This is a genomic window from Streptomyces sp. PA03-5A (assembly GCF_033792725.1).
GTDB lineage: Bacteria > Actinomycetota > Actinomycetes > Streptomycetales > Streptomycetaceae > Actinacidiphila.
In genome coordinates, this window is record NZ_JARAVL010000063.1 from 1 (window position 1) to 23401 (window position 23401).

Sequence of the window (23401 nt, forward strand, 5' to 3'; positions counted from 1 at the left end):
CAGCCGTTCCCACTCTGCGTCTGTCAGATCACCCCGCCCCATGTCCACATCAACGACCTGGACGGCGAGTAGTCACATGATCGGGCGGACAAGTCCTAGGCTCGCCGCGTTCCCCAAGGGTTGCCCGAAACCCGTTGACGCAGCAGACAGCAGGTCACACCGCATCCCAGTGCTAAAGACGCCAAGAGCACCGCAGGGGACCGCGGCTGGCCATCGGCCGAGGTCGTGCTCTACTGGATGGCGCAGCGGTGTGGGTGTTCGGGGTTATCGGGGCAGGTGAAGATGTTGAGTTCGCCCCAGCGGCCCACGGTGATCTGGGTGGGGGTGGCGGTGTGGTGTAGGGGTTGTACCTGGTCCTCCTCCAGGGGCCGCCAGCTGCGGCTGCCGCCGTCCCACTCGGAGCTGTCGATGGTCAGCAGCAGGTGCATCGGTGTCGTGCAAGTCAGGCAGTCCATGGGGTACGGGTCGGTTGCGTGCCATGAGGCGAAGCCCCCCACGCGCCAGCCGGGCGGGATGGACAGGTCGTACTGGTAGGCGAGCTGCTCTTGTGTGGTCTCGCCTGCCGATTGCTCGACCCTCTGTTCAAGGGCATCTTCCCAGGTGTCGATCCGGGCGAGCAGTTTCTCGGGCAGCAGGCCGGCATAGGGGTAGGTGTCCACCTGCTCCGGGTGGAGCACGCAGGGCTCGGGCACGAAGCCGTCGGATTCGACGACCAGCGGCTGTGGCGGCGCGGTCAGTACCTTGCTGACCTCCCGTGACTGCCGCCAGCGCAGATGCACATTGAGGTCGTACCGGCTTGGGCCGTGTGCGTTGAAGGGGCACCAGAACACCTGGAGTAGATCGCAGTTGCCCGGCCCCGCCGGCAGGTCGGGGACATCCCGCCGGTACAGCTGCGCGAGGCCGATCATCGGCAGCGGGTCGGCCTCGGATGCCCCGGGGATCCGGTGTTCGCGGTGCAGTTCGTGCAGGAGCTCCCGTTCTTCGTCTGTAGGGCCGGTGGCCGGTTCGCGGGCCCATGCAGCAGCCAGGATCTGCCGGTAGCGGTGGATGTCGGCTGGCCGTCGCCCCCGCCCGCGCCCGTGGACCTCGTCGCATACCGGCCATGGCTCGTCCGCCGGCCACAGCATGGGACCGCCCACGGAACTGGCTGACAGGCCGGGTGTGCCCGGCCGTGGATGAAGCCGGGTTGTCGTCCCCCGCAAAGCGCCCAGCTCCGGGAAGAGCGCCTCGACAACGACAGGGCGCGGCGGCGTGGTCCTCATCATGGCCGCGACCTTAGACATCTGACAACCCCGGCCATCAAGGACCCCGGCAGCGCCCCCTCGCACCGGTGCCGGCGACGCCTTTCCTGCCGGCAGAAAGCCGAACGGGCTTGGGCTGCGCCCCGGCTCGGCCTCCCGTGGGCTGAGGCCGCAGGGCCAGGTGCACCCTCCCGCATCCCCAGGATGGTGTGCAGCCAGTCCGGATTGTCAGTGGTGGGGGCAAGGATGTTCGTGTCATGACAGGCGATCAGGGAGGGGCGGGCGTGAAGAGCACGAGGAGGGCCGTGGTGGCCGCGGTGCTGGCGGCCTTTGTGGTGGCTGGGGCGGGCCCGGCGATGGCAGTGGCTGCTGGTGCGGCCGGCATGACCGGTGCCGACGCTGTGGCGACGTCCGTGGCGGCTGGGGGACTTCTTCCGCGTCCGGGTCCGGAGGGTCTGGTGTGGGTCGAGGAATGGCGGGGCGATGGGGGAGTGGTGTCCGGGGGAGCGTGGGAGGGACTGCCGACGGTGCTCACGGTTGCTTGCGAGGGCGGGGGCAGCGTGGCGGTGACGATGCACTGGCAGGGGGAGCAGGTAGCCGAGTTCCCGGTGGCCTGTCCGGTCGGTAGCCCGGCGGTGGGTTCGGTGACGATGGATGCTGGTGTGGTGGGGTCGGGATCCTTCTCGGTGGGGGTTGACGCATCGGATGAGAACATCCGGTGGGCCCTGACGGTGACCCAGCCCGAATAACCCAGCCGGCCGGGCATCTCCTCGCAGCCGCAGCCGCAGCCGCAGCCGCAGCCGCAGCCGCAGCCGCAGCCGCAGCCGCAGCCGCAGCCGCAGCCGCAGCCGGAGGCACGGCGTGCGGAGGTGTAGAAGTCGGTGATGTCCCTCGCGGCGCGCTGGACCAGCTCGATCGCCAGGTCAGTCCGTGGCCACGTACAGCAGGGTCCGCGACATCCTCTCGTCGCCCAGCCGCACCGACGCCAGGCCCGGACGCTCCGGCAGCAGCACGTGCAGCGCCGGGACATCACCTGCCTGGATGGCCTCCACCGCTGCGATCGCCAGCGGATCGTCCGTACTCATCAGCACCGCGTCACCCCCTCTTCCCTCCCCTGGGTACCACCTTTGGCACCCGTAGGCAGCAGACCCGGCGGTTGGCGAGCGGGCCGTCAGGCGATCGCGGCAGCCCCGTTCGGGGGATCCTCCGGCAACGGCAGAGAGATGGCGTCGCCCGGCAGGCAGGGCTTGGGCCGGGCGGCTCGCGGACGCTAGCGCCACCTGGCCCCGGGCCGCCGCCAGGGGCTGGGCAGGTGGGCGCGAGTCGCATGATCCGCAACGTCCATGCCACCCAGGTCAGGGCAACACCAGCAGCGACCAGCCCGGTCGACGGCAAAAACCCAGCGACCCGGCCGCCCGCCAGCAGTCCGACAACCACCAGCCAAGCCGCAACAGACCGACGCAGGCACCCGCGATAGGTGATGACAGTGCGACCGAGGCGGCGACGCTGCGTGGCCCCTGCCAGTGGAACAGGGTCTGTGCTCACAACGCAAACACGACGAACAACGCGCGGACCGACGGGAACAACCTGTACCCACCGCCACCTCCAGGGCCTGGAGCCCGGTGCTGTGCTCACCATCAAGAGGGGCTGAGCGTGGCAGGCCCGGCAAGAGCCACAGCACGGAGCGCTGCAGTACTTGGGTGGTCTGAGCCCGCCTCGTCATCGGGCCGCACGATTGAGCGGGAAGGCTCCGGCGTAGAAGTCCGACCGAGGCAGTGATCATCTAGGGCAGCTTTTCGGCACGTGGTGAAACGCCTGCTCGGCACCAGGCTCCCAGGCGTACCGCCAGGCCCCTCCTGGGGTGTTCTGTGCGTCGAGGATGACGAGGTTGAGACGACGCAGGTGGTAGCCGGAGGCGAGGCCCGGTCGGCCTACGCCGAAGGACGACCACCTGCGTCGTACGGATCACTTCTCGGTGCGGGCGAAGAGCAGCGCGACCAGGGCCAGGCCCACGACGCCGCCGACGAGTTGCATGCCGATGAAGCCGGGCACGGAGGCCGGGGCGATGCCGGCGAAGGTGTCGGAGAAGGCCCGGCCGATGGTGACCGCGGGGTTGGCGAAGGAGGTGGAGGAGGTGAACCAGTAGGCGGCGCCGATGTAGGTCGCGACGGCGACCGGTGCGAAGTGCAGCCGCTGTGTGCGGGCCAGGCCGAAGATCAGCAGCACCAGGCCCGCGGTGGCGACGACCTCGCCGAGCAGCAGATGCCCGGCGGAGCGGTCGTGGGTGGACCACTTCACCAGGGGCTCGGCGAACATGGCATCGGCCAGGATCGCGCCGGCGATCGCCCCGACGATCTGAGCCGGTATGTAGGCGGCGGCTTCGCGGGCCGTGACGCCGTCCCCGCCCTCGCGGCGGGAGGTCCACCACTCGGCGAGGGTGACGACGGGGTTGAAGTGCGCGCCGGAGACCGGGCCGAGCAGGGCGATGAGCACGCCCAGGCCGAAGACCGTGGCGATGGCGTTGGCCAGTAGTTGGACCCCCACGTCCTTGCTGAGTTCGGTGGCCTGGATGCCGGAGCCGATCACGATGGCGACCAGGGCCGCCGTGCCGACCAGCTCTGCGGCTGCCCGGCGGGTCAACGGGACACGCGGTGTGGGGACAACGGCGGGGGCGGATTCCGCCGTGATCACGGGGGCGGTCTCGGTGGCGCTCAACGGGACTCCTGTCGGCGAGGCGCGAGGGGGACGGGGATCAGGGGCAGGCGCGTTTGGTGTTGTTCTCGGCGGTGGCCCGCGCGGTGGCGGCCAGATCGGTGAAGGACCCGGCCAGGCTCTCGATGACCTCCGGCCGCAGCCGGTAGTACGTGAACCGGCCGCACGGCTCGGTCTCGACAACACCGGCCTCCCTGAGCACCTTCAGGTGGTTGGAGAGGTTGGTCTGACGGGCGCCCGTCTCCTTCACGAGATGCGTCGTGCACAGCGTCTCGCGGGCGAGCAGGCTCACGATCCGGAGCCTGAGCGGGTCCGCCAGAACCCGGATCAGATCAGTGTCGACTGACGTCAGCATGGGCTGATACTGTCACATCAGCCGGGGCTGATGCCAGCCCGGGCATCCCGTCGTAGACAAGAGAGACCACCGTGTCCGACAAGCCCTCCGTGCTCTTCGTCTGTGTCCACAACGCCGGCCGTTCCCAGATGGCCGCTGCGTGGCTCACCCACCTCGCCGGGGACCGCGTGGAGGTCCGCTCGGCCGGCTCCGCCCCTGCCGACCAGGTCAACCCGGCCGTCGTCGAGGCGATGAAGGAGGTCGGCATCGACGTGTCGGCCGAGATCCCGAAGGTGCTGACCGTCGAGGCGGTCCAGGCCTCGGACGTGTGCATCACCATGGGCTGCGGCGACGCCTGCCCCGTCTTCCCCGGCAAGCGCTACCTGGACTGGACGCTGGAGGACCCGGCCGGTCAGGGCGTCGAAGCCGTCCGCCCCATCCGTGACGAGATCAAGACCCGGATCGAGGGCCTGATCGCCGAGATCGCCCCGGAGCCGAAGGTATGAGCGAGCAGGTCCGCGAGGTCATCGTCATCGGCTCCGGGCCCGCCGGGTACACCGCCGCGCTCTACACCGCCCGCGCCTCTTTGAAACCGCTGGTCTTCGAGGGCTCGGTCACCGCCGGTGGCGCGCTGATGCAGACCACCGAGGTCGAGAACTTCCCCGGTTTCCGCGACGGCATCATGGGCCCGGACCTGATGGACGACATGCGGGCCCAGGCCGAGCGGTTCGGAGCCGAACTCGTCCCGGACGACGTGAGTGCGGTCGATTTCAGCGAGGACGTCAAGACCGTCACCGACTCCGAGGGCACCGTCCACCGGGCCAAGGCCGTGATCCTCGCCACCGGCTCGCAGCACCGCAGGCTCGGCCTGCCGAACGAGGGCGAACTGTCCGGCCGGGGTGTGTCGTACTGCGCCACCTGTGACGGGTTCTTCTTCCGCGAGCACGACATCGCCGTCATCGGCGGCGGCGACACCGCCATCGAAGAGGCGACGTTCCTGTCCCGCTTCGCCAAGACCGTCACCATCGTCCACCGCCGCGACACCCTGCGCGCCTCCAAGGCCATGCAGGCGCGGGCCTTCGCCGACTCGAAGATCTCCTTCGCCTGGGACAGCGAAGTCGCCGCCATACACGGCACCGACGGCAAGCTGTCGGGCCTGACGCTGAAGGACACCAAGACCGGCGAGACCCGTGAACTGCCCGTGACCGGCCTGTTCGTGGCGATCGGCCACGACCCGCGCACGGAGCTGTTCAAGGGCGTCCTCGACCTGGACGAAGAGGGCTACCTGAAGGTCGACGCGCCCAGCACCCGCACCGCGATCCCCGGCGTCTTCGCCGCCGGCGACGTGGTCGACCACACCTACCGCCAGGCCATCACCGCCGCCGGCACCGGCTGCGCGTCCGCCTTGGACGCCGAGCGCTATCTCGCCGCCCTTTGACGGTCGCGCGGACACTGACGGGCCGGCACCCGGTAGGGACGCCGGCCCGTCGAAGTCTTGGCCGACCGCGACCAGTTGAGGCCCCGTCATCCGTGTCCGACGCCGTCAGGGCTCGGATCTTCCTCGGAAAGCCGTCCGGGGGCGTCCTCCCGGAGGAACCGCGTCTGCCCGACGCCGAGGGTGGAGGCCCGCGCGCGGGCACGGCGGTCGGCGCGCCAGATCAGCGGGGTTCCGACTGCGGCGGGAAGTAGCCAGTAGGCCACAGTGGGCAGCCGATCCCAGACCGGCAGTTGAGGACCGTTGTCCACGTAAAACGCGGTCAGCATCGCGACGTAGGAACCGCCCATGCCGATGATGTGCGCCGCATCGCCGGACCAGCGTCGACGCCTGGCCGTACGCCCGAGACCTGCCCCGGCGAACGCCACCGAGCCGATCAGGAACAGGTGGTAGTCCTCGCGCGGGCGCATGGCCGTCAGGGCCGTGGCGGTGGCGAAGACCGCGCAGATCGCCCAGAGGTACACACCGCCGAAATTGCTGTGTCGCCCGCTGCCCTTGCGCCGCACCAGCGCAGCCGCCGCTCCGGCCACCACGGCCACCAGCGCCGCCACCACGTGCACAGCCAGGAAGCCCAGGAAGACCGGCGATGTCTCCGGCACGTGGAGCCCGAAAAGGTCCATCCGTCGGCCCCTGAGTAGTGTGGCTACCTATATAGGAACGCTACTGCTCGGTCTCTGGTCCGGGAAGCCCTGGACCAGTAGCGTCACTACGCATGAGGGCAGAAGTACTGAAAGGTCACTTGGATGCCTTGCTGCTGGCCACGCTCGAAGAGGGCCCCCGGCACGGCTATGCGGTCAAGGAGGCACTGCGCGACCGCTCGGCCGGACGCATCGACCTGCCCACCGGCACCGTCTATCCGGCGCTGCGCCGCCTGGAGGAGTCCGGTCTGATCAGCGGCACCTGGGACACCGACGGCCCCCGTCCCCGCCGCAGCTACACGCTCACCAAGGCCGGCCACGCCGCCCTGGCCGGCGAGCGCACCGGCTGGCAGGAATTCTCCGCGCTCGTCACGACCCTGTTGGAGGGCCAGCCGTGGCCACGCTCCACCTGATCGGCGCCTACATGGACGCTCTGCACGAGCGGCTGCCCGCCGACATCGCCGCTGAACTGACCGACGGCCTGCTCGCGTCTTACGACGACCTCCGCGACCAGGGACTCGCCCCCGACGCCGCGGCCGAGGTGGCCATCGCCGATTTCGGCACCCTCGAACAGGTCACTGCCGCTTTCGCGCACATCGCCCCTGGGCGCCGACTCGCCCGCGGACTGCTTGCCACCGGCCCCCTGGTCGGCGGCTGCTGGGCCACCGTGCTTGTCACCACGCCAACCTGGCGAACCATGCCCGCCGCCGCGCACGCGGCCCTGCCGCTGGCCCTGCTCGTCGTCAGTGCGCTCGCGGTCGCCTGGCGAGGACCGTACCGCCGCATCCGGCCCGCTGCGATCGCGGCCGGTACCGGCCTGGTGGCTCTCGACGCCGCAGCGCTGACCATGTTCGCCCTACTCGCGCCGACGCTCACCGGCCCCCTCGTGCTCGCGGCCACCGCAAGCGCCTGTCGGCTCGCCCTGACTCTGCGCGCACTTCCGCGCCTCCGCCCAATCGCCTGACGTTCCCTCCACTCGTGAAGGCAGGGCGATCCTGTGCCCAGGGCCTGATGGCTGTACCTGGGTACCGGATGCAAGTCCCGTCCGAGCACCCGTGCACGTGGCCCCGACCGACAACCGACATGCGCCTGCGGCAACAGGGAAGGCGGTCGCGTTGCCGGGCACGGCGAGGACTGCTGCGCCGCCCCGGCTGCAACTGGTGACGCCCTGGCGCGGACGGGCGCCAAGTCACGAGTTTTCGCAGATGGTAGATGGCGGTGAGAGCGTGGGCCTGAGGGCTGGTGGAGTGCGTGGCCCAGCTCGCGGAGACCAAACGCTGACGACGAACCGGGCGGCTCGTCGGAGCCTCAGGCCGCCGCGGCGCCAGCCAGAAGCTTGCTCATCGCGGCCACTACCGACGGTTCGACGCGGTAGTAGACCCATGTGCCGCGTCGCTCGGAACTGAGCAGACCGGCTTCCTTGAGCTTCTTCAGATGGTGGGAGACGGTCGGCTGGGACACGCCGACGTCGGAGATGTCGCACACGCACGCCTCGCCGCCCTCGTGGGAGGCGACCGCGGAGAACAGGCGGAGCCGGACCGGGTCGCCGAGAGCCTTGAACATCTTGGCGGCCCGCTCGGCCTCCTCCGCGTCCAAGGGCCGTTCGGTCAGCGGCGGGCAGCACGGCACGACGACCTCGGAGTCCAGGACCGGCAGCAGCTCCACATTCGACATACGTCTATGTTGACATACGTCGAACTATAGAGGCGAGGGGCCGACCTCGCCGGTGCGGACAAAGCGTCCGGCCGGTCTGTGGGCTGTGGCGGCACAGGCCCTGCCCGTCCCGCGCACCGCGTGCACGACCCGGCTATCGCGGCCTCGATCCGCTCCACGGATGAATCTTCTGATTCCATGGATGTCTATGTTGACGTTCGTCGAAGCAACTGCAATCCTGGCGGCGCAAGCATGTATCGACAGATGTCGAAACACCGAGGAGTCGTCGTGAACGCGCCTGTCACCACCGAGCTGCCTGTCGTCGTGATCGGAGCCGGGCCCGCAGGGCTTGCCGCTGCCGCCAACCTGGTGGAGCGAGGTATCGAACCCCTGGTGCTGGAGGCCGGCCCGGTCGCAGGCAGCGTGGTGCGCGAGTGGTCGCACGTGCGGCTGTTCTCCACCTGGGCCGAGGTCACCGCCCCGGCGGCGGAGAAGCTGCTCGCCCCCACCGGGTGGGTCCGCCCGGACGGCGCCACCTACCCGACGGGCGGCGACTGGGCCGAGCAGTACCTGCAGCCGCTCGCCGACGTCCTGGGTGACAAGGTCCGCTACGGAACCACGGTGACCGGGGTCTCCCGGGCCGGACGCGACCGGATCGTGGACGCCGACCGGGAAACGCAGCCGTTCGTGGTGCAGATCGCACACGCCGACGGCCGTGAGGAGCGCGTCACCGCCCGCGCCGTCATCGACGCCTCCGGCAGCTGGGCCGTGCCCAGCCCGGCCGGCGGCAACGGACTGCCAGCCCTGGGCGAGAGGACAGCGGCCGACCGCATCACCTACCGCGTCCCGGACCTGAACGACCCTGCCGTGCGCGCCCGCTACGCGGGCAAGCGCACCGCCGTGATCGGCTCCGGCGCCTCCGCCTTCACCGCCCTCGCCTACCTCGCCGACCTGGCCAAGGCCGACGACGGCGCCGGCACGCACGCCGTGTGGATCCTGCGGCGCGGCATCTCCGGTGACACCTTCGGCGGCGGAGCAGCCGACCAGCTCCCCGCCCGCGGAGCCCTCGGCCTGGCCGCCAAGGCCGCCGTCGACAACGGCCACGCCAACGCCGTGACCGGCTTCCGCACCGAAGCCATCGAACGCCACACCGACGGCCGCCTCGTCCTGGTCGCCGAAGACGGACGCCGCCTGGAACCCGTCGACGAGGCCATCGCGCTGACCGGGTTCCGTCCCGACCTGACGTTCGTGTCGGAGATCCGGCTCGGCCTGGACGAGCGCCTGCAGGCCCCGACCGCCCTCGCCCCGCTGATCGACCCCAACCTGCACTCCTGCGGCACCGTCTACCCGCACGGCGTGAACGAACTGTCCCACCCCGAGCAGGACGTCTACCTGGTCGGCATGAAGTCCTACGGCCGCGCCCCGACCTTCCTGGCCATGACCGGCTACGAGCAGACCCGCTCCGTCGCCGCCGCCATCGCCGGCGACCGCGAGGCCGCCGAACGCGTCGAGCTCACCCTCCCCGACACCGGCGTGTGCGGCGGTGCCGGTCTGTTCGACCAGCCCGACACCACCCAGGACGCAGGTGGCGGCTGCTGCGCTGCCCCGGCTGTCCTACAGATCGGTATCGGCGCCCCCGCCACCAGCGGCGGCTGCTGACACCCACCCACCCGGAGAGAAGAGGCACGTCATGTCCCGCGTACAGCTCGCCCTCCGCGTCCCCGACCTTGAGGCGTCCATCGCCTTCTACACCAAGCTCTTCGGCACCGAACCGGCCAAGCTCCGCGAGGGCTACGCCAACTTCGCCATCGCCGAACCCCCGCTCAAGCTCGTCCTGTTCCGAGGCGAGCCCGGCGAGGACACCCGCATCGACCACCTCGGCGTCGAAGTCGCCTCCACCGACGACGTCACCGCCGCCACCCGCCGACTCGACCAAGCGGGCCTGGCCACCACCGAAGAGACCGACACCTCCTGCTGCTACGCCCTGCAGGACAAGGTCTGGGTCCACGGCCCCGGCAAGGAGCCCTGGGAGGTCTACGTCGTCAAGGCCGACGCCGGAGACCTGACCAAGCAACCGGCCGGCACCTGCTGCAGCACCGACGCCACCCCGGCCGAACCCCAGGCCTCCGCAGTCGGCGGCTGCTGCTGACCACGTGACCAACCTCCCATCACGCGCGGCCTGGACCGGAGAAGGGGGCCGGTCCAGGCCGCGCGCCGCCCTGCCCGCACTCTGCCTCACGCAGATCGCCGGCTGGGGCGCCGTCTACCACGCCTTCCCCGGCCGCGGCGGATACTCGCACCCGGCCAGCACGCCCTCAACCGCCCCCGCGAACGCCGTCGCCCCGCGGCCGGTGCCCGCTCCACCGAGCCCCGCTGATCATTCAAGGGACAGCACCCTGGCGCCCTTCGCCGGGCCGGATACCGCTCAGGCGTCGGCGGTGGGACGCGCAACGCGGTCATACGCCGTCTCCTGCGGCTTCGGGCCCGACTCCCACACCAACAAACAGCACACTGCCGGTGGTGCTCGTGGCCGCTGAGGGGCGGGCAGCCACCCGTGGCGCCTGCCTCATCTCTTCGTCCCGGCGGTCACCGGCCCCGGCGCGTGTGCCGGGAGATGGCCGCGAGACACTCGGGACGACGACCGGGGGCGGCGGGGGTGTGATGGGTTGGGAGTCGGGGCTGGCCCGGCTGGCTGCCGGCCTGCTGATCGCACCGGTGACTGCACCGGTCGGGGTCTCGGGGGTGATCCTCCTGCTGCCGGTGCAGTTGAGTGTGCTCGGCGTGCCCAGCCCGGCGGTCACCCCGACCAATTTGCTGTTCAACGTCGTGGCCGGTCCCGGAGCACCGGCCCGCTACCACCGTGACGGTCTGGTGCACGGACCGCTGTCCCGCCGGCGGGTCCGCGGAACGCTGCCGGGCGTCGTCGTCGGTGCGGTCATCCGCGTCATCGCCGTTCCCGGCCCCGCCGTCTTCCGCCTCCTGGTGGCAGCCCTGCTGCTTCCCCTAGGCACCTGGTTGTGCGTTCGCGCGCTACGGCCCGCCCGGCGGGCAGCCGGGCGGCCTTCCGCCCGCGCCGTGACCCGCCCGGCCTTCGTGGTCGGAACCGAGGCGGGATCTACGGCATCGGCAGCGGCTCCCTACTCGGCCCGCTTCTCGTGGCGCGTGGCATGCCCGCCGCGCAGGTCGCCCCGGCCGCGCTCGCCTCGACCTTCGTCACCTCACTGGCAGGTGCCGGCACCTCGCGTTGCCGTCGCTCGCCGGCTCCGACACCACTGCTCCGAACTGGTACCTCAGGCTGGCCTGCGGACTCGGCGGCCTCATCGGCGGTCACCTCGGCGCCCGGCTCCAGCCCCGACTGCCCGAGACCGCACTGCGTTTGACGCTGGGAACCCTGGCCGTGGCCCTCGGTGCCCTCTACGCCGCCCAAGCGGTGCACTGACCGTGTGCTCTCGCTGCTGAGACGGCGGCCACCACACGCCCAAAAATACCCCCCGGGGTATCTGTTACGGTGGTCAGTAGATACCCCCGGGGGTAAAAACGTGAGGAGGGAGAGGACCGTGTTCTTTGCCGACACCCTGGAGACCGAAGGTCTGGGAAACCGCAGCTACCTGGTGGGCGGAGCCCGCTGCGCGGTCGTGGTGGACCCGCCGCGGGACATCGACCGGGTGATGGCCGCGGCCGCCCGGCACGGGGTGCAGATCACGGCAGTCGCCGAGACGCACCTGCACAACGACTACATCACCGGCGGCCTGGAGCTGGCCCGGCTGACCGGCGCCCGCTACCTGGTGCCCGCCGGGGCGTCGGTGGCCTACGCGCGGATCCCGGTGACCGACGGGGACGCGGAGCACATCGAAGACGGGCTTGTGCTGCGTGCCGTGGCGACCCCGGGCCACACCCCGCACCACACCTCCTACGTGCTGGAGGAGAACGGGCGAGCGGTGGCCGCCTTCACCGGCGGGTCGCTGCTGATCGGCAGCGTGGGACGGCCCGACCTGGTGGAGCCGCGCCTGACCGGACAGCTGGCCCGGGCCCAGCACGCCTCGGTGCACCGGCTCGCCGCAGAACTGGACGATGAGGTGCCGGTGATGCCCACGCACGGGTTCGGCAGTTTCTGCTCCTCCACCCAGTCCGGGGGCGAGCACAGCACCATCGGCGCAGAGAAGGCGTCCAACCCGGCGCTGGTCCAGGACGTGCAGAGGTTCGTGGTTGGGCTGCTGGCCTCACTGGATGATGTGCCGGCCTACTACGCGCACATGGGTCCGGCCAACGCCGCCGGTCCCGTGCCGCTGGACCTGACCGCGCCGCAGCATGCCGAGGCCGGCGAGATCGCGCGGCGCCTCGCGGCGGGGGAGTGGGTCGTCGACCTCCGCAGCCGGGTGGCCTTTGCCGCCGGTCACCTGGCCGGGTCGTACAACTTTGAGGTCGAAGGGCAGCTGGCGACATATCTGGCGTGGATGATCCCGTGGGGCAAGCCGGTGACGCTCCTGGCCGGCAGCGCCGAGGCCCTCGCCCGCGCCCAGCGGGAACTGGCACGCGTGGGCATCGACCGCCCGGCCGCGGCCGCCGTCGGCTCACCGGCCGACTGGGTCACCGCACACGACCAGCTCGTGTCGTTCCCGCGGGCGAGGTTCGCCGATCTGGCCGCTGCACGCGAGCACGCCGAGGACACCGTGGTTCTGGACGTGCGCCGGGACAGCGAGCGGGCCGGTGGATGGATCAAGGGCAGCGTGCACATCCCCATTCACCAGGTCCACCAGCGCCTGAACGAGGTGCCCGCGGGCACGGTGTGGGTGCACTGCGCGGGCGGGATGCGCGCGGCGATCGCCGCGTCCGTTCTCGACGCCGCCGGCCGGTCCGTGGTGGCCGTCGACGACGTCTACGTAGCCGCCGCCGACGCTGACCTCCCGCTCGTCACCCCTGCCCGGATCTGACCGCACCGCCTGCCTGCCTGCCGCCGCCCCGAGTGGCCGGCAGAGCAGGAGCACCCAAGGACCAACGCCATGCTCTTCCCCCGACGCAGTCCCGGCCGCATTCTTCCCGCGCCGGCCCCGCACATGTCCCGCGCATGCCCGGCGGCGGGCAGCGTCACATGACCGCGCTGATCCTCGCCCTGACAGCCGGCGCCACCGTCGGCCTGGCGCTGGGCTCGCTTGGCGCGGGCGGCAGCATCCTCACGGTCCCGGCGCTGATCTATCTGCTGGGCTTCACCCCTGCTGCGGCGACCACCGCCAGTTTGATCATCGTGGTCGTCACCTCGCTCACCGCAGTGCTGGCTCATGCCCGCGCAGGGGCGGTGCGCTGGCGGGCGGGCTTGCTGTTCGCGGCGGCCGGTCTGCTGCCCGCGGCAGCCGCCGGGGCGGTGTCCGCGCGTGTTCCCGCCCCCGTGCTGACGCTGGCTTTCGCCGTGCTTGCTGTGCTGGTCGCGCTGCGCATGCTGCGCCGCCGGACGCCACCGGTGAACGTGGCGGTGTCGGCACGCCGCGCGGCGACGGCCGGGGCCGGGCTGGGCGCGGTGACCGGATTTCTCGGCGTGGGCGGTGGGTTCCTCGCCGTCCCGGCGCTGGTGACCGTCCTGGCGGTACCGATGAGCGCGGCCGTGGGCACCAGCTTGCTGGTCATCATCGCCAACGCGCTGGCGGCCCTGGTGGCCCGGGCGGCCACTGCCGCCACCTTGGACTGGGCCCTGGTGATGCCGTTCGTCGCAGCCGCAGTCCTGGGCGCCTGGGACGGCAAGAGGCTCAGCGCCAAGGTCTCACCGGCGACACTGCAACGCGCCTTCGGATGCCTGCTGATGACCGTGGCCGTGGTCATGGGGATCGGAGCACTGCGATGACCGCCGTACGTGGCCTGCCGCAGCCGCCAGGAACCCCGGGCCACGGCAGGCCGGGGGCTCAGGCCAGCGACAAGAAGAGCTTCTCCAGGCGGGCCCGCATCTGCGCGGAGTCCCGCACCGCCGGGTCCTCACTGGTCATGCACTGCTGCAGGCCCGTCGCGATGAGCGAGAAACCGGCACGGTCCAGAGCACGCGAGACGGCAGCCAGCTGCGTGATGACGTCCTCGCAGTCCCGGCCCTCCTCAATCATCTTGATGACCCCCGCGAGCTGGCCCTGAGCCCGCCGCAACCGGTTCAGCGCCGACTTCAGCTCGTCGGCACTCATGTTGAGTTCCACGCAACCTCCCAAATACCCCCGCCCGTATCTTAACGCTCACTGAAAGGCATGGTTCCGTGACCGCCCCCACCGCACTCTCCCCAGGCCAGGCCACCGCCCGCTACGGCGACTTCACCGTCATCGACGTGCGCACCCCCGGCGAATACGCCACCGGCCACCTGCCCGGCGCCCACAACATTCCTCTGGATCGCCTGGAGGAGGCCGCCGACGCGCTGAAGACCGTCGCGGCCCGCACACCCCTGCTGATGGTGTGCGCCTCCGGGAACCGCTCGGCCAAGGCCTGCGCCCAGCTGGCCCGCCTGGGCATCGAGGCCGTTACCTTGGACGGCGGCACGAGCGCCTGGCGGGCGGCCGGCCACGACGTCGAGCGGACCGCCGGAGCCCGCGCAACCTGGCCCATGGACCGCCAGGTCCGACTGGCCGCCGGGTCCCTGGTGGTCATCGGTTTTCTGACCGGACTGGCCTGGTTGCCCGCGCATTGGATCTCCGGCGCTGTCGGTGCCGGACTGGTCTTCTCGGGAGTGACCAACACCTGCGGCATGGCTGCTCTCTTGGCCAGGCTCCCCCACAACCGGGCCCCCAAGAGCGGAACCTCCGCGTTGTCCGTGCGTGCCGAGACCGCGGAGACCAGTCATGGCTGACCTGCCGCCCAACACCGACCCCGATGGCTCCGCGTTCGACGTCACCGAGGGCGGTATGCCGCGGTGAAGGTGTTCGACGTCATCGCATCGCTGCTGACCGGGCTGGTCCAGTCATGGGGCAGCGCCTGGGTCTGTTCCGGCATTACCGGGTCTTGATAAAGCTCGTGATGACCGTCCTTGCCACCGTTTTGCTGCTGGTGCACATGCGCACATGCAGGTTGTCGACCGTGTGGCGGGCGCGGCAGCAACGTCTGCGCTGTCCGGGTCCGATCAGGAGCGGATGCGGGTGCAACTGGTGGTTGCCGCGGGGGCTGCCCTGGCGGTGCTGCTCGTGGCCGTGGCGCTGTCGGTGTACAAGCCGCGTGGCAAGGCCAGTGGCCTGCGGCCGGATCCGGGCGGACGAAGGCTCGGGTGATCAGGTGGATGGGCCGGCGAGGATCTTCTTGCAGGACAAGCGGGTGTCGCTGATTGGCGGCTGGAGTCGGGGGACGGACTTCACCGCGGTGACTGCTACACGCGGTTTCGCCGGCGCTGCTGCGTTGCTCACCGCGGGTGGTTTCCCTCCTGGTGCTGGCCGCCTGACGGGGGACCGTAGCGGCCCGGTTCGGCGTCGAAGGCGGCCGCGCACTTGGGGGAGCAGAACCAGTTGCTTTCCTCAGCGCTTTCGCGGCGGTCGGTGGCGGCTGCCGGGTCGATGCGCATCCCGCACACCGGGTCCACCACGGTCCCCTGGCCGGGTTGTCCGGGCCAGTCCGGTGACCGGCCGGCAGCGGATTCGACCTGCGGTTGAACGCCCGTCGGCCGCGGGGCGGGCGGGTGCCAGCGGCGCAGGCGGGAGGCGTTGGTGACCACCGAGAGGGAAGACAGGGCCATGGCGGCGGCGGCGATGATCGGGCTGAGACGGATGCCCCACAACGGGTACAGGACGCCCGCGGCGACGGGCACCCCGACAGCGTTGTAGATCAGCGCGCAGAACAGGTTCTGGCGGATGTTGCGCATGGTGGCCCGCGACAGCCGGATCGCGGTGACGACGCCGGTCAGGGAGCCGGAGATGAGGGTGACGTCGGCGGCCTCGATGGCCACGTCGGTGCCGGTGCCGGCGGCCAGGCCCACATCGGCGGCGGCCAGTGCTGGGGCGTCGTTGATGCCGTCGCCGACCATGCCCGCCGTCCGGCCTTCCCCCTGCAGGCGGCGGATCTCGTCGGCCTTGTGCTCGGGCAGGACCTCGGCCAGCACCCGGCTCACGCCGACCTGCTCGGCGATGGCGGCGGCGGTGCGGGCGTTGTCGCCGGTGATGATGACGACCTCGATGCCCAACCGGCGTAGGGCGGCGATCGCGGCGGCAGAGTCGTCCTTGACGGTGTCGGCGACGGCCAGCAAGCCCGCCGGACGGCCGTCGACGGCAGCCAGCACCGGGGTCTTGCCCTCGGCAGAGAAAGCGGCCGCGAGGGCAGTGAGGCCGGAGGTGTCGATGCCGACGTCGCCGAGCAGCCGGGCGGTCCCGACCAGCACGGGCCGGCCCTCGACGGTGGCCTGCACCCCCTTGCCGGTCACCGAGTCGAACCCGGTCGCCGCGGGCCAGGACACAGCGCGTTCGCGGGCGCCGTTGACGACGGCCTGCGCGAGCGGGTGCTCGCTGTCCGCCTCTGCTGCCGCCACCAGGCGCAGCAGTTCACCCTCGCCGAACCCGTCGGCGGTGTGCACGTCGGTCAGGACGGGTTTGCCCGCGGTGACGGTGCCGGTCTTGTCCAGCACGATGGTGTCCAACTTGTGCGCGGTCTCCAGGGCCTCGGCGGAGCGGATCAGGATTCCCGCCTGTGCGCCCTTGCCGGTGCCGACCACGACCGACAGCGGTGTGGCGAGCCCCAGCGCGCAGGGACAGGCGATGATCAGCACCGCCACGGCGGACACCAGCGCGAGTGTCAGCGCCGGCGGCGGCCCGAGGGTGAACCACACCGCGAACGTGGCGACGGCGATCGCGATGACGACGGGCACGAAATAGCCCGAGACCGCGTCGGCCAACCGCTGGATGGGCGCCTTGGACGCCTGGGCGGCCTGCACCAGGCGGATGATCTGCGCGAGCATCGTGTCGGCGCCCACCTTGGCGGCACGAACCCGCAGGGAACCGGTGCCGTTGACGGTCGCGCCGATCACCGTGTCCCCAGCGCGCTTGGTGACCGGCATCGGCTCCCCGGTGACCATCGACTCGTCCACCGCCGAGGCTCCGGACAGGACCTCGGCGTCCACCGGGATCTTCTCCCCGGGCCGGATCACGACCTCGTCACCGACGGCCACCTCCTCCACCGGTATCTCCGCCTCGGAGCCCTTGCGGACCACCCGGGCGGTACGCGCCTGCAGGCCCAGGAGCGCGCGGATGGCCTCACCGGTGTCGGCCTTGGCCCGTGCCTCCAGCAGCCGGCCGAGCAGGATCAAGGTGAGGATGACACCGACCGCTTCGTAGTAGACCTCGCGCAGGTCGCTGGGCAGCAGGCCGGGAGCGACCGTCACCAGCAGGCTGTAGCCGTACGCGGCGGTCGTGCCCAGCGTGATCAGCGAGTTCATGTCGGCGCCGCGATGACGCAAGGTCAGCCAGCCGATGGAGTGGATCGGCCACCCGGTGTAGAACATCACCGGCGTGATCAGTACCAGTTGCAGCCAGTGGTTCAGCAGCCAGCCCGGCACCCACTGGGCGCCGAACAACTCGTGTGCCATCACCGCGAAGAGCACCGGAAGGGTCAGCACGGTTCCGACGGCGACCCGACGCGTGAGGTCTGCGATCTCCGCCTGCCGCTCGGCGGCATCCGCGGCCTCTGCCTCAGCCGCCGCCCTGCCCTGATCGGGCGGGCCGCCACCCGCAGCAGGTTCTGGCGCGGCGGGGCCCGCCGGGACCGGACCCGACGGCGCCGTGGTGCTGCTGCCGCCGGGGGAGGGGAGGGCGGCTTCAAGGCCCTCGGCGGGCTCGACCAGGAGCGTGCCGTGGATCATGTGCATCGCGCAGTTGAAGCTGTATGAGCCGGCCTGGTCGGGGCTGAGCCGCACCGCGGTACGCGTGTGCGCGGGCAGTCCTGCACCGATCTTGAAGTCCGGGAAGACCACGCGGGAGGTGCACTCCCCGGACTCCTGCCGGTCGAAGACGACCTCCACCGGGGTTCCCTGGCGCACGCGGATGACATTGGGGCTGTAGCCGCCCCGCACCGTCACTTCCACCCGCTGCATGCCGTCCTCGAGCCGGGCGTTACGGGCGCGACGCGGCCCGAAGAAGAACCAGCCCAGCGCAGCGATCAGCACGATGGCGGCGACGATCACGATCACATCGAGAACACCCATGGCACGTTCGCCTTCCTGGATACCTCCCCCGTCCACTGTGCCTCCGGCTACCCCCACCCGGTATGGGCTGCCCGGCCCAACACCGGGGAACATCGGCCTCCTGCGCCCCGCGGCTGCAGGCGAGAAGGTGGCCGTAAGCAACGGACCACCGCAGACGGTCCCTGGTGAACCGGAGAGGTGAGGGCGATGTTCTGGTACGGCCACGGCATCGGCGGCTGGGGCTGGTTCGCGATGGCGGTTGGCATGACCGTGTTCTGGGCAGTGATCATCACCCTTGCCGTGCTGCTGATCCGGGCCTTCGCCCGCCCCGACCCGCCGCAGGGACCCGCTGCCCCCAACCCACCGCAGGGGCCCGCCGCCCCCGCCCCCATGCAGGTCCTGGCCGACCGGTTCGCCCGCGGTGAGATCGACGAGGAGGAGTACCGGCGCCGCCTGGCCACGCTGCGCGGCTCCGACGCCGACCCGCACAGCCCCGAGGACGGCCGCGCCGGGCCACCGCGCTCTCAGCCACAGGCCCGGCACCGGTGACAGGCGGACGAACGGCATGGGAGCGGCATGGGTGCCGATCGTGGTCGGCGTGCTGGTCGTGGCGGCCATGATCTACGACACGGCACGGCTGATCACCACCGGGGAAAGCCGATGCCCACCGCTGTCCCGGGTGCGGGGACACCGCGCGGCGCTGGAGGCCGCCCAGCGATGGGCACCGGCCTGTGGCCGCACGGCCGGATCGACGCGGCCACGTATCAGCACAGGATGAGTGCCGTAGCCCACGGACACCGCACCCCCGTGCAGCACCCACCGGCGAAGAAACGTTAAGGACGCACTCTTATGGAAGCGCCAGTGCCCGCTGGACCGGTGGCGCGTTGCGGATCTCACCCGCCAGGAGCAGGTCGGCTCCGCTTAGGATGACGCCGTGAGCCCGATCAAGCCGACGCCGTCTGCACGGCCCCGTCGCCGGCAGCGGCGGACGCCGGCACTGCTGGTGCTCACCGTGCTGATCGGGCTGCTGGGCATGCACGGCCTGGCTCTTGCCAATCCTGTGCCGGGCGGGCACACCGGGTCCCACACCTCGCACATGGCGCCGGCCGAGACCGGCGGGCCGCATGCATGCCACGACGGCGGCGGCGTGGATGGCCATGGCGCCCACGCCCATCAGATGTGTTCCTCCGGGGCCCTTCCCGGCTCGGCCGCCGTCCCGGCGCTGACCGTTTCGGTGACCGCCGATCCCGTCACGACAGCGCCCCCCATCACCCGGGTGCCCCACGAGCCTGCCGGGGGACGTGGCCCGCCCTCGCTCGCCGAACTCCAACTCCTGCGGATCTAGGCAACTCCCGCGGCGCGCGCCTTTCCCCACCGGCGTGCCGCCGTGCACAGCCATGCCCTGATCCCCTCCACTCCTGGAGTTCCCCAGTCATGACCCTGAGCCGTTCCCTTTCCCGCCGTGCTGCCCTGGCCGCTGTCGCTGCTGCCGCCGCGCTCGTCCTTGCCGCCTGCAGCGGTACCGACCACGCCGGAGGGACCCACCCCACCCCCGCTGCTGCCACCGCCACCGCATCGGCCTCGGCCGGCCAGCACAACCAGGCCGACGTCACCTTCGCGCAGCAGATGATCCCGCACCACCGCCAGGCCGTCGCCATGGCCGAGATGGCTGCGACCCACGCCTCCTCCGGTGAGGTCAAGTCCCTCGCGGACAAGATCAAGCAGGCGCAGGACCCGGAGATCAACACCATGTCCGGCTGGCTGACGGCCTGGGGCAAGGACGTCCCGCAGGACATGGGCGGCATGGACCACGAGATGCCCGGCATGGACCACGGCGACGCCTCGTCCATGCCCGGCATGATGGGCAGCGATCAGATGGGCGACCTGGACGGCGCCTCCGGCAAGGTCTTCGACACCATGTTCCTGACCATGATGATCGAGCACCACCAGGGCGCGATCGACATGGCCAAGACCGAGAAGGACCAGGGCGCTTACGCCTCCGCCAAGGCTCTGGCAGGCGACATCGTCACCGCCCAGACCGCGGAGATCGCCCAGATGCGCAAGATACTCGACGCCGGCTGACCCGCAGCCACCGCGGGGGGCGGCACGCCCGTGCCGCCCCCCGCTCACGCACGCTTCCCGGCCACCTCAAACGACGGACATCTGGTGATCACGACTTCCCAGCCTCCGCCGTCATCGCCCTTTGGTTGATCCCAGCCAAGAACCAGTAGGCCAAAGCGGACACCCGCCCGCACCAGAAAGGAGACCAGCGTGTACGACCCTTACGAGCTGAGCCCGGGTGTGCCCTCCGTCGAGGTCTTCCGCCGGCTGCGCACCGAGGCCGGCCTCTCGGACAAAGCCCCCGAGGCGGTTGAGCTTGCCCTGCCCAACACCTGGTACGGCGTACTCGTCCACCACGAGGGGCAGCCCATCGGCATGGGCCGCATCATCGGTGACGGCGGCACCGCGTTCCAGATCGTCGACGTATGCGTTCACCCCGAACACCAAGGACGTGGCCTCGGGACTTCCCCGCGCTGGTGGCGACTTCATGGGAACTGGCGACGGCGAGCACGTAGCGACCCCGCGCGCTTCGAGCGCGGCCCGCAGCTTCGGGTTGCCGCCGTAGACCTCGTCGCCTGCGACCCAGCTCACGCGGTGCCCGACGTCCAGGAACCGACCGATCATGCGGACGGCCAGTTCAGGTTTGGTGGCGAAGACGGTCTGGTCGCCGAGTCCGGCGGCCGGCAGCGATCCGGGTCGATGGTCCACGAGCGCGGTACGTACAGCTCACGGTCCACCGCCGCGTGCCCGCGTCGGCCCGCGTAGACGAGGTAGACCGCGACCTGGGAGTTCTCGATTCTGCCCGCCGTGCTGGTGTACTGACGCTGGACCCCGACGGTGCGGGTGCCCTTCTTCAGGTCTCCGGTTTCGTCGACCACCGGGACTGCGTCGTCGTCGTGCAGGTGCTCCACCACATACTCCCGCACATCATCGCGCAGGGCGTCGGCATCCCATCGGGCCCGGCCGAGCAGGTGCTGCATGCCGTCCGGGGTGTCTTCTCCGGCCCACTCGGCGATGCTCCAACAGTTTTTGCGTGGCAGGTCCGACAGCAGCCCCAGCATCAGATCCCGTACCCGACGCCGGGGTTCAACCCGGGCGAACCGGCCGGCTATCCGGCTCATCAGGCCCTCGAACGCTTCCTGCCAGCGAGCAGGGTTCACGCTGTGACCTGCAGCCATCGCAAGATCGTTAGTCTTCATCCACCGATGATCAGCGGTGGCCCGCAGCCTTCCCGCAGCCGACCCACGAGCAAGATCACGGTCTATGGCTGGAGGTCGCGTTGGTACCAAGTGCCTGACTTGCCGCCGAGATCGGCCGGGGTGGCAGGGCCAACCGAGACGAACCCGGCCTTGGCCAAGACTTTCTGGGACGCGGCGTTGTCGTGGGAGGTGGCCGCTCGCAGTGTGAGCAGGCCGTGCATCGCCTCCGCCATCCGGCACAGCTCCCGGACGGTTGCGGTCGCCACGCCGCGGCCGGCGACCCGCTCCGCGACCCGGTAGCCGAGTCTGGCAGTGCCGTCCTCCAAGTCGTACAGGTTGAACCTGCCGAGTACCGAGCCGTCCTCGGCGACGAGCACGTAGAAGGCGCAGATGCCGGCCTCCTGCTCGGCCAGCGAGGCGTTGTACCGGTCGGTGAACTGGTCGAAGAAGTCGTCGCCGCGGTCGGAGATCGAGGCAGCGAAGTAGGCGCGGTTCGCCAGCTCGAAGGCCAGGACCGCCGGGGCGTGGCCAGCATGCAGCGGCTTCAGCTTGGGCATTGCCCGACCTTACCCAGATGGTCCGCTGAGGCCACCTGGTTTTGCATACAGCTCCAAGACCAGGGCACATAACGATCTACGACTGGAGTATTAGGCTCCATTCTGATTCCCCTGCCGAGGGACCCTCAGTCGTTCGATGAGGCCATGAAAGCGCTGTCCGACGGCTGACCCCGCGGCGGCGTGTGCGATGTTCGAGAGGTGCACTTCTGGCAACCACGCGGAGGGTGATCTGGATGAGCGGGTTGTTGAGTTCTATGAGCGGCTGCGCTCGCGGTTCCCGGATCGCCCGCCCTGTGCCGTGGACTCTCCGTGGATGTCGACGCCGTTGGCGGTCGGCATTGACCACGTGGTCATGAATCTGAGCCTCTCGTCCAGGAGCGACATGGCGCTCAAAGCGATCGAGGAGCTCGCAGCGGAGTTCCGCCTGGTCATCTGGGATCCACAGTCCCAGGACGCTCATCTGCCAGCGCGATGACGCTCCATAATACAAACCGGCCGCAACTCGTACCCAAGAGGTTCAGATGCTCTATCGGAGCCCTGCTGACTTTTGTGCCGAGTACGCCAGAGCGCACAACCGCGACAGAACTGATGGGTTCGGCGCCGTGACCATACTGGAAGAGGTGACCGTCGTCAGCGAGACCCCGGAGGCGGCGCGAATCGAGGCACGCTGGTTCTCATCTGGCCACGACCCGGACTCCGGGTACTACGACGTTTTTGAGCGCACCGCCTTCGTCCTGGTCAAGCAGGATGGCGGGTGGCGCCTGCACTCCGAAGAAGATCTCGGTTACGAGTGACAACTGACCGGCGTCTCCGGCCCTGCACTGCGCACGCCTATGTCACCGCCGTCACCGACCCGCTTGCCGACCGGGCTCCCGGCTTGCTGAAGATCGGCTTGGTTGAGGGCGAACCAGACTCACACGTCCCCATGGGCGTAGCCACCCATCGCCACGTCGCCGCAGCACGCTTCCCAGAACCTGTCGTGTACGGATGCGGACTCGTCGAGAACGGAGATGAGCTCGCGAATCTCGTCCGCCGCTTCCTGTCGCCTCTCCTCTTCGTCCTCCCCGAAAAACGGGAAACGAGCGATCACTGCCGCGACACATTGGTGGAGGGGGGACCTGCTGGGCTCCCCAGTGAGAGACATGACGGCTCGTCAGGACGTGCCGCTGGTTGGTCGAGGCATGTCAGCAGATGAAGGACGGGTTGCGTGTCAGCGCCGTCCTTGGACGGGTGGTTAACGGACGCCGAGGATGTGAACAGTGCGGCTGAACCGCAACGGCTGGTCAGGGGCTGAGTTCCAGCTCCGGCACCCGCGATAGCCGTATAAAAGCCCCCCAACTCGCGCTTCGCTCATGTCACTTGACCGTCCTCATCGCAGGGCGGGAAGTTCACCT

28 protein-coding genes and 4 pseudogenes are annotated in these 23401 nt (G+C 70.3%); 19 read left to right on the plus strand and 13 right to left on the minus strand.

Going from position 1 to position 23401, the window contains the following annotated elements:
• Nucleotides 1–230: 230 nt before the first annotated feature.
• Nucleotides 231–1265 (minus strand): hypothetical protein, encoded by a 1035-nt coding sequence (locus PV410_RS42490; RefSeq protein WP_500332046.1) that lies wholly within the window; start codon nucleotides 1263–1265, stop codon nucleotides 231–233.
• Between the two features lie 233 nt (nucleotides 1266–1498).
• Between PV410_RS42490 and PV410_RS42495 the strand changes: the two genes are divergently transcribed.
• Nucleotides 1499–1990, plus strand: a complete 492-nt coding sequence (locus tag PV410_RS42495; RefSeq protein WP_500332047.1) for a hypothetical protein — start codon at nucleotides 1499–1501, stop codon at nucleotides 1988–1990.
• A 174-nt stretch (nucleotides 1991–2164) separates the two neighbouring features.
• Here the strand turns inward: PV410_RS42495 and PV410_RS42500 are convergent, their stop codons facing one another.
• From PV410_RS42500 to PV410_RS42515, 4 genes and pseudogenes are all read right to left on the minus strand, one after another.
• Complete coding sequence (locus PV410_RS42500; protein WP_500332048.1) at nucleotides 2165–2326, minus strand: hypothetical protein; 162 nt, start codon at nucleotides 2324–2326, stop codon at nucleotides 2165–2167.
• Nucleotides 2327–3071: 745 nt separating this feature from the next.
• Nucleotides 3072–3210 (minus strand): annotated as a pseudogene (locus PV410_RS42505) (pyridine nucleotide-disulfide oxidoreductase); the annotation flags it as partial.
• Nucleotides 3207–3956 (minus strand): aquaporin, encoded by a 750-nt coding sequence (locus PV410_RS42510; protein WP_500332049.1) that lies wholly within the window; start codon nucleotides 3954–3956, stop codon nucleotides 3207–3209. The gene PV410_RS42510 and the pseudogene PV410_RS42505, both read right to left, overlap by 4 nt.
• A 37-nt stretch (nucleotides 3957–3993) precedes the next feature.
• Nucleotides 3994–4308, minus strand: a complete 315-nt coding sequence (locus PV410_RS42515; RefSeq protein ID WP_500332050.1) for an ArsR/SmtB family transcription factor — start codon at nucleotides 4306–4308, stop codon at nucleotides 3994–3996.
• 71 nt (nucleotides 4309–4379) lie between these two features.
• Here PV410_RS42515 and PV410_RS42520 point away from each other — a divergent pair, with 71 nt between their 5' ends.
• Nucleotides 4380–4793, plus strand: coding sequence for an arsenate reductase ArsC (locus tag PV410_RS42520; RefSeq protein ID WP_500332051.1), 414 nt, complete (start codon nucleotides 4380–4382; stop codon nucleotides 4791–4793).
• Complete coding sequence (gene trxB / locus PV410_RS42525) at nucleotides 4790–5725, plus strand: thioredoxin-disulfide reductase (protein ID WP_500332052.1); 936 nt, start codon at nucleotides 4790–4792, stop codon at nucleotides 5723–5725. Before PV410_RS42520 ends, trxB begins: the two co-directional genes overlap by 4 nt.
• Nucleotides 5726–5811: 86 nt before the next feature.
• On the opposite strand, the gene PV410_RS42530 is transcribed toward trxB, so the two are convergent.
• On the minus strand, nucleotides 5812–6402 hold the full coding sequence (locus PV410_RS42530; RefSeq protein ID WP_500332053.1) for a hypothetical protein: 591 nt from the start codon (nucleotides 6400–6402) through the stop codon (nucleotides 5812–5814).
• Between the two features lie 92 nt (nucleotides 6403–6494).
• Here PV410_RS42530 and PV410_RS42535 point away from each other — a divergent pair, with 92 nt between their 5' ends.
• Both PV410_RS42535 and PV410_RS42540 read left to right on the plus strand, forming a co-directional pair.
• A complete protein-coding gene (locus tag PV410_RS42535) occupies nucleotides 6495–6833 on the plus strand; it encodes a PadR family transcriptional regulator (RefSeq protein WP_500332054.1) in 339 nt (112 codons plus the stop codon).
• On the plus strand, nucleotides 6815–7384 hold the full coding sequence (locus PV410_RS42540) for a permease prefix domain 1-containing protein (RefSeq protein WP_500332055.1): 570 nt from the start codon (nucleotides 6815–6817) through the stop codon (nucleotides 7382–7384). Before PV410_RS42535 ends, PV410_RS42540 begins: the two co-directional genes overlap by 19 nt.
• Nucleotides 7385–7728: 344 nt before the next feature.
• On the opposite strand, the gene PV410_RS42545 is transcribed toward PV410_RS42540, so the two are convergent.
• Nucleotides 7729–8094 carry an ArsR/SmtB family transcription factor gene (locus PV410_RS42545; protein WP_500332056.1) on the minus strand — a complete coding sequence of 122 codons (366 nt, stop codon included), beginning with the start codon at nucleotides 8092–8094 and terminating at the stop codon, nucleotides 7729–7731.
• Nucleotides 8095–8361: 267 nt separating this feature from the next.
• Here PV410_RS42545 and PV410_RS42550 point away from each other — a divergent pair, with 267 nt between their 5' ends.
• The 5 genes and pseudogenes from PV410_RS42550 (at nucleotide 8362) to PV410_RS42570 (ending at nucleotide 13906) form a co-directional block, all read left to right on the plus strand.
• Nucleotides 8362–9732: an NAD(P)-binding domain-containing protein gene (locus PV410_RS42550; protein WP_500332057.1), complete on the plus strand. Its 1371-nt coding sequence runs from the start codon at nucleotides 8362–8364 to the stop codon at nucleotides 9730–9732.
• Nucleotides 9733–9763: 31 nt separating this feature from the next.
• Nucleotides 9764–10222: an ArsI/CadI family heavy metal resistance metalloenzyme gene (locus tag PV410_RS42555; protein WP_500332058.1), complete on the plus strand. Its 459-nt coding sequence runs from the start codon at nucleotides 9764–9766 to the stop codon at nucleotides 10220–10222.
• Between the two features lie 512 nt (nucleotides 10223–10734).
• Nucleotides 10735–11512: pseudogene (locus PV410_RS42560) on the plus strand (TSUP family transporter).
• 118 nt (nucleotides 11513–11630) lie between these two features.
• Entirely contained in the window at nucleotides 11631–13004 is a 1374-nt protein-coding gene (locus PV410_RS42565; RefSeq protein ID WP_500332059.1) for a rhodanese-like domain-containing protein, read from the plus strand.
• A gap of 158 nt (nucleotides 13005–13162) precedes the next feature.
• Nucleotides 13163–13906: a sulfite exporter TauE/SafE family protein gene (locus PV410_RS42570; RefSeq protein ID WP_500332060.1), complete on the plus strand. Its 744-nt coding sequence runs from the start codon at nucleotides 13163–13165 to the stop codon at nucleotides 13904–13906.
• 58 nt (nucleotides 13907–13964) lie between these two features.
• Here PV410_RS42570 and PV410_RS42575 read toward each other — a convergent pair whose 3' ends face one another.
• On the minus strand, nucleotides 13965–14243 hold the full coding sequence (locus PV410_RS42575; protein ID WP_500332061.1) for a metal-sensitive transcriptional regulator: 279 nt from the start codon (nucleotides 14241–14243) through the stop codon (nucleotides 13965–13967).
• Nucleotides 14244–14299: 56 nt separating this feature from the next.
• Between PV410_RS42575 and PV410_RS42580 the strand changes: the two genes are divergently transcribed.
• Complete coding sequence (locus tag PV410_RS42580; protein ID WP_500332062.1) at nucleotides 14300–14884, plus strand: rhodanese-like domain-containing protein; 585 nt, start codon at nucleotides 14300–14302, stop codon at nucleotides 14882–14884.
• A 41-nt stretch (nucleotides 14885–14925) separates the two neighbouring features.
• Here the strand turns inward: PV410_RS42580 and PV410_RS42585 are convergent, their stop codons facing one another.
• Complete coding sequence (locus PV410_RS42585) at nucleotides 14926–15087, minus strand: hypothetical protein (RefSeq protein WP_500332063.1); 162 nt, start codon at nucleotides 15085–15087, stop codon at nucleotides 14926–14928.
• An 8-nt stretch (nucleotides 15088–15095) separates the two neighbouring features.
• Here PV410_RS42585 and PV410_RS42590 point away from each other — a divergent pair, with 8 nt between their 5' ends.
• A complete protein-coding gene (locus PV410_RS42590; RefSeq protein WP_500332064.1) occupies nucleotides 15096–15299 on the plus strand; it encodes a hypothetical protein in 204 nt (67 codons plus the stop codon).
• A 128-nt stretch (nucleotides 15300–15427) separates the two neighbouring features.
• On the opposite strand, the gene PV410_RS42595 is transcribed toward PV410_RS42590, so the two are convergent.
• Nucleotides 15428–18211, minus strand: a complete 2784-nt coding sequence (locus PV410_RS42595; RefSeq protein WP_500332065.1) for a heavy metal translocating P-type ATPase — start codon at nucleotides 18209–18211, stop codon at nucleotides 15428–15430.
• A gap of 186 nt (nucleotides 18212–18397) precedes the next feature.
• On the opposite strand from PV410_RS42595, the gene PV410_RS42600 reads away from it, so the two are divergent.
• The 5 genes and pseudogenes from PV410_RS42600 to PV410_RS42620 form a co-directional block, all read left to right on the plus strand.
• On the plus strand, nucleotides 18398–18739 hold the full coding sequence (locus PV410_RS42600; protein ID WP_500332066.1) for an SHOCT domain-containing protein: 342 nt from the start codon (nucleotides 18398–18400) through the stop codon (nucleotides 18737–18739).
• Between the two features lie 31 nt (nucleotides 18740–18770).
• The gene (locus PV410_RS42605) at nucleotides 18771–18968 is read left to right on the plus strand and encodes a hypothetical protein (RefSeq protein WP_500332067.1); all 198 of its coding nucleotides are present in this window, start codon (nucleotides 18771–18773) and stop codon (nucleotides 18966–18968) included.
• Between the two features lie 156 nt (nucleotides 18969–19124).
• On the plus strand, nucleotides 19125–19535 hold the full coding sequence (locus PV410_RS42610) for a DUF6153 family protein (protein WP_500332068.1): 411 nt from the start codon (nucleotides 19125–19127) through the stop codon (nucleotides 19533–19535).
• 89 nt (nucleotides 19536–19624) lie between these two features.
• Nucleotides 19625–20272 (plus strand): DUF305 domain-containing protein, encoded by a 648-nt coding sequence (locus tag PV410_RS42615; RefSeq protein WP_500332069.1) that lies wholly within the window; start codon nucleotides 19625–19627, stop codon nucleotides 20270–20272.
• A gap of 189 nt (nucleotides 20273–20461) precedes the next feature.
• Nucleotides 20462–20713, plus strand: a pseudogene (locus tag PV410_RS42620) (GNAT family N-acetyltransferase); the annotation flags it as partial.
• On the opposite strand, the pseudogene PV410_RS42625 reads toward PV410_RS42620, so the two are convergent.
• Nucleotides 20697–21429: pseudogene (locus tag PV410_RS42625) on the minus strand (IS701 family transposase); the annotation flags it as partial. The pseudogenes PV410_RS42620 and PV410_RS42625 overlap by 17 nt on opposite strands.
• 83 nt (nucleotides 21430–21512) lie before the next feature.
• Nucleotides 21513–22007 carry a GNAT family N-acetyltransferase gene (locus PV410_RS42630; RefSeq protein ID WP_386996385.1) on the minus strand — a complete coding sequence of 165 codons (495 nt, stop codon included), beginning with the start codon at nucleotides 22005–22007 and terminating at the stop codon, nucleotides 21513–21515.
• A 313-nt stretch (nucleotides 22008–22320) separates the two neighbouring features.
• Here PV410_RS42630 and PV410_RS42635 point away from each other — a divergent pair, with 313 nt between their 5' ends.
• A complete protein-coding gene (locus PV410_RS42635) occupies nucleotides 22321–22482 on the plus strand; it encodes a hypothetical protein (protein ID WP_500332070.1) in 162 nt (53 codons plus the stop codon).
• Nucleotides 22483–22609: 127 nt separating this feature from the next.
• On the plus strand, nucleotides 22610–22801 hold the full coding sequence (locus tag PV410_RS42640) for a hypothetical protein (RefSeq protein ID WP_500332071.1): 192 nt from the start codon (nucleotides 22610–22612) through the stop codon (nucleotides 22799–22801).
• 119 nt (nucleotides 22802–22920) lie between these two features.
• Here the strand turns inward: PV410_RS42640 and PV410_RS42645 are convergent, their stop codons facing one another.
• The gene (locus PV410_RS42645; protein ID WP_500332072.1) at nucleotides 22921–23097 is read right to left on the minus strand and encodes a hypothetical protein; all 177 of its coding nucleotides are present in this window, start codon (nucleotides 23095–23097) and stop codon (nucleotides 22921–22923) included.
• Nucleotides 23098–23401: the final 304 nt, after the last annotated feature.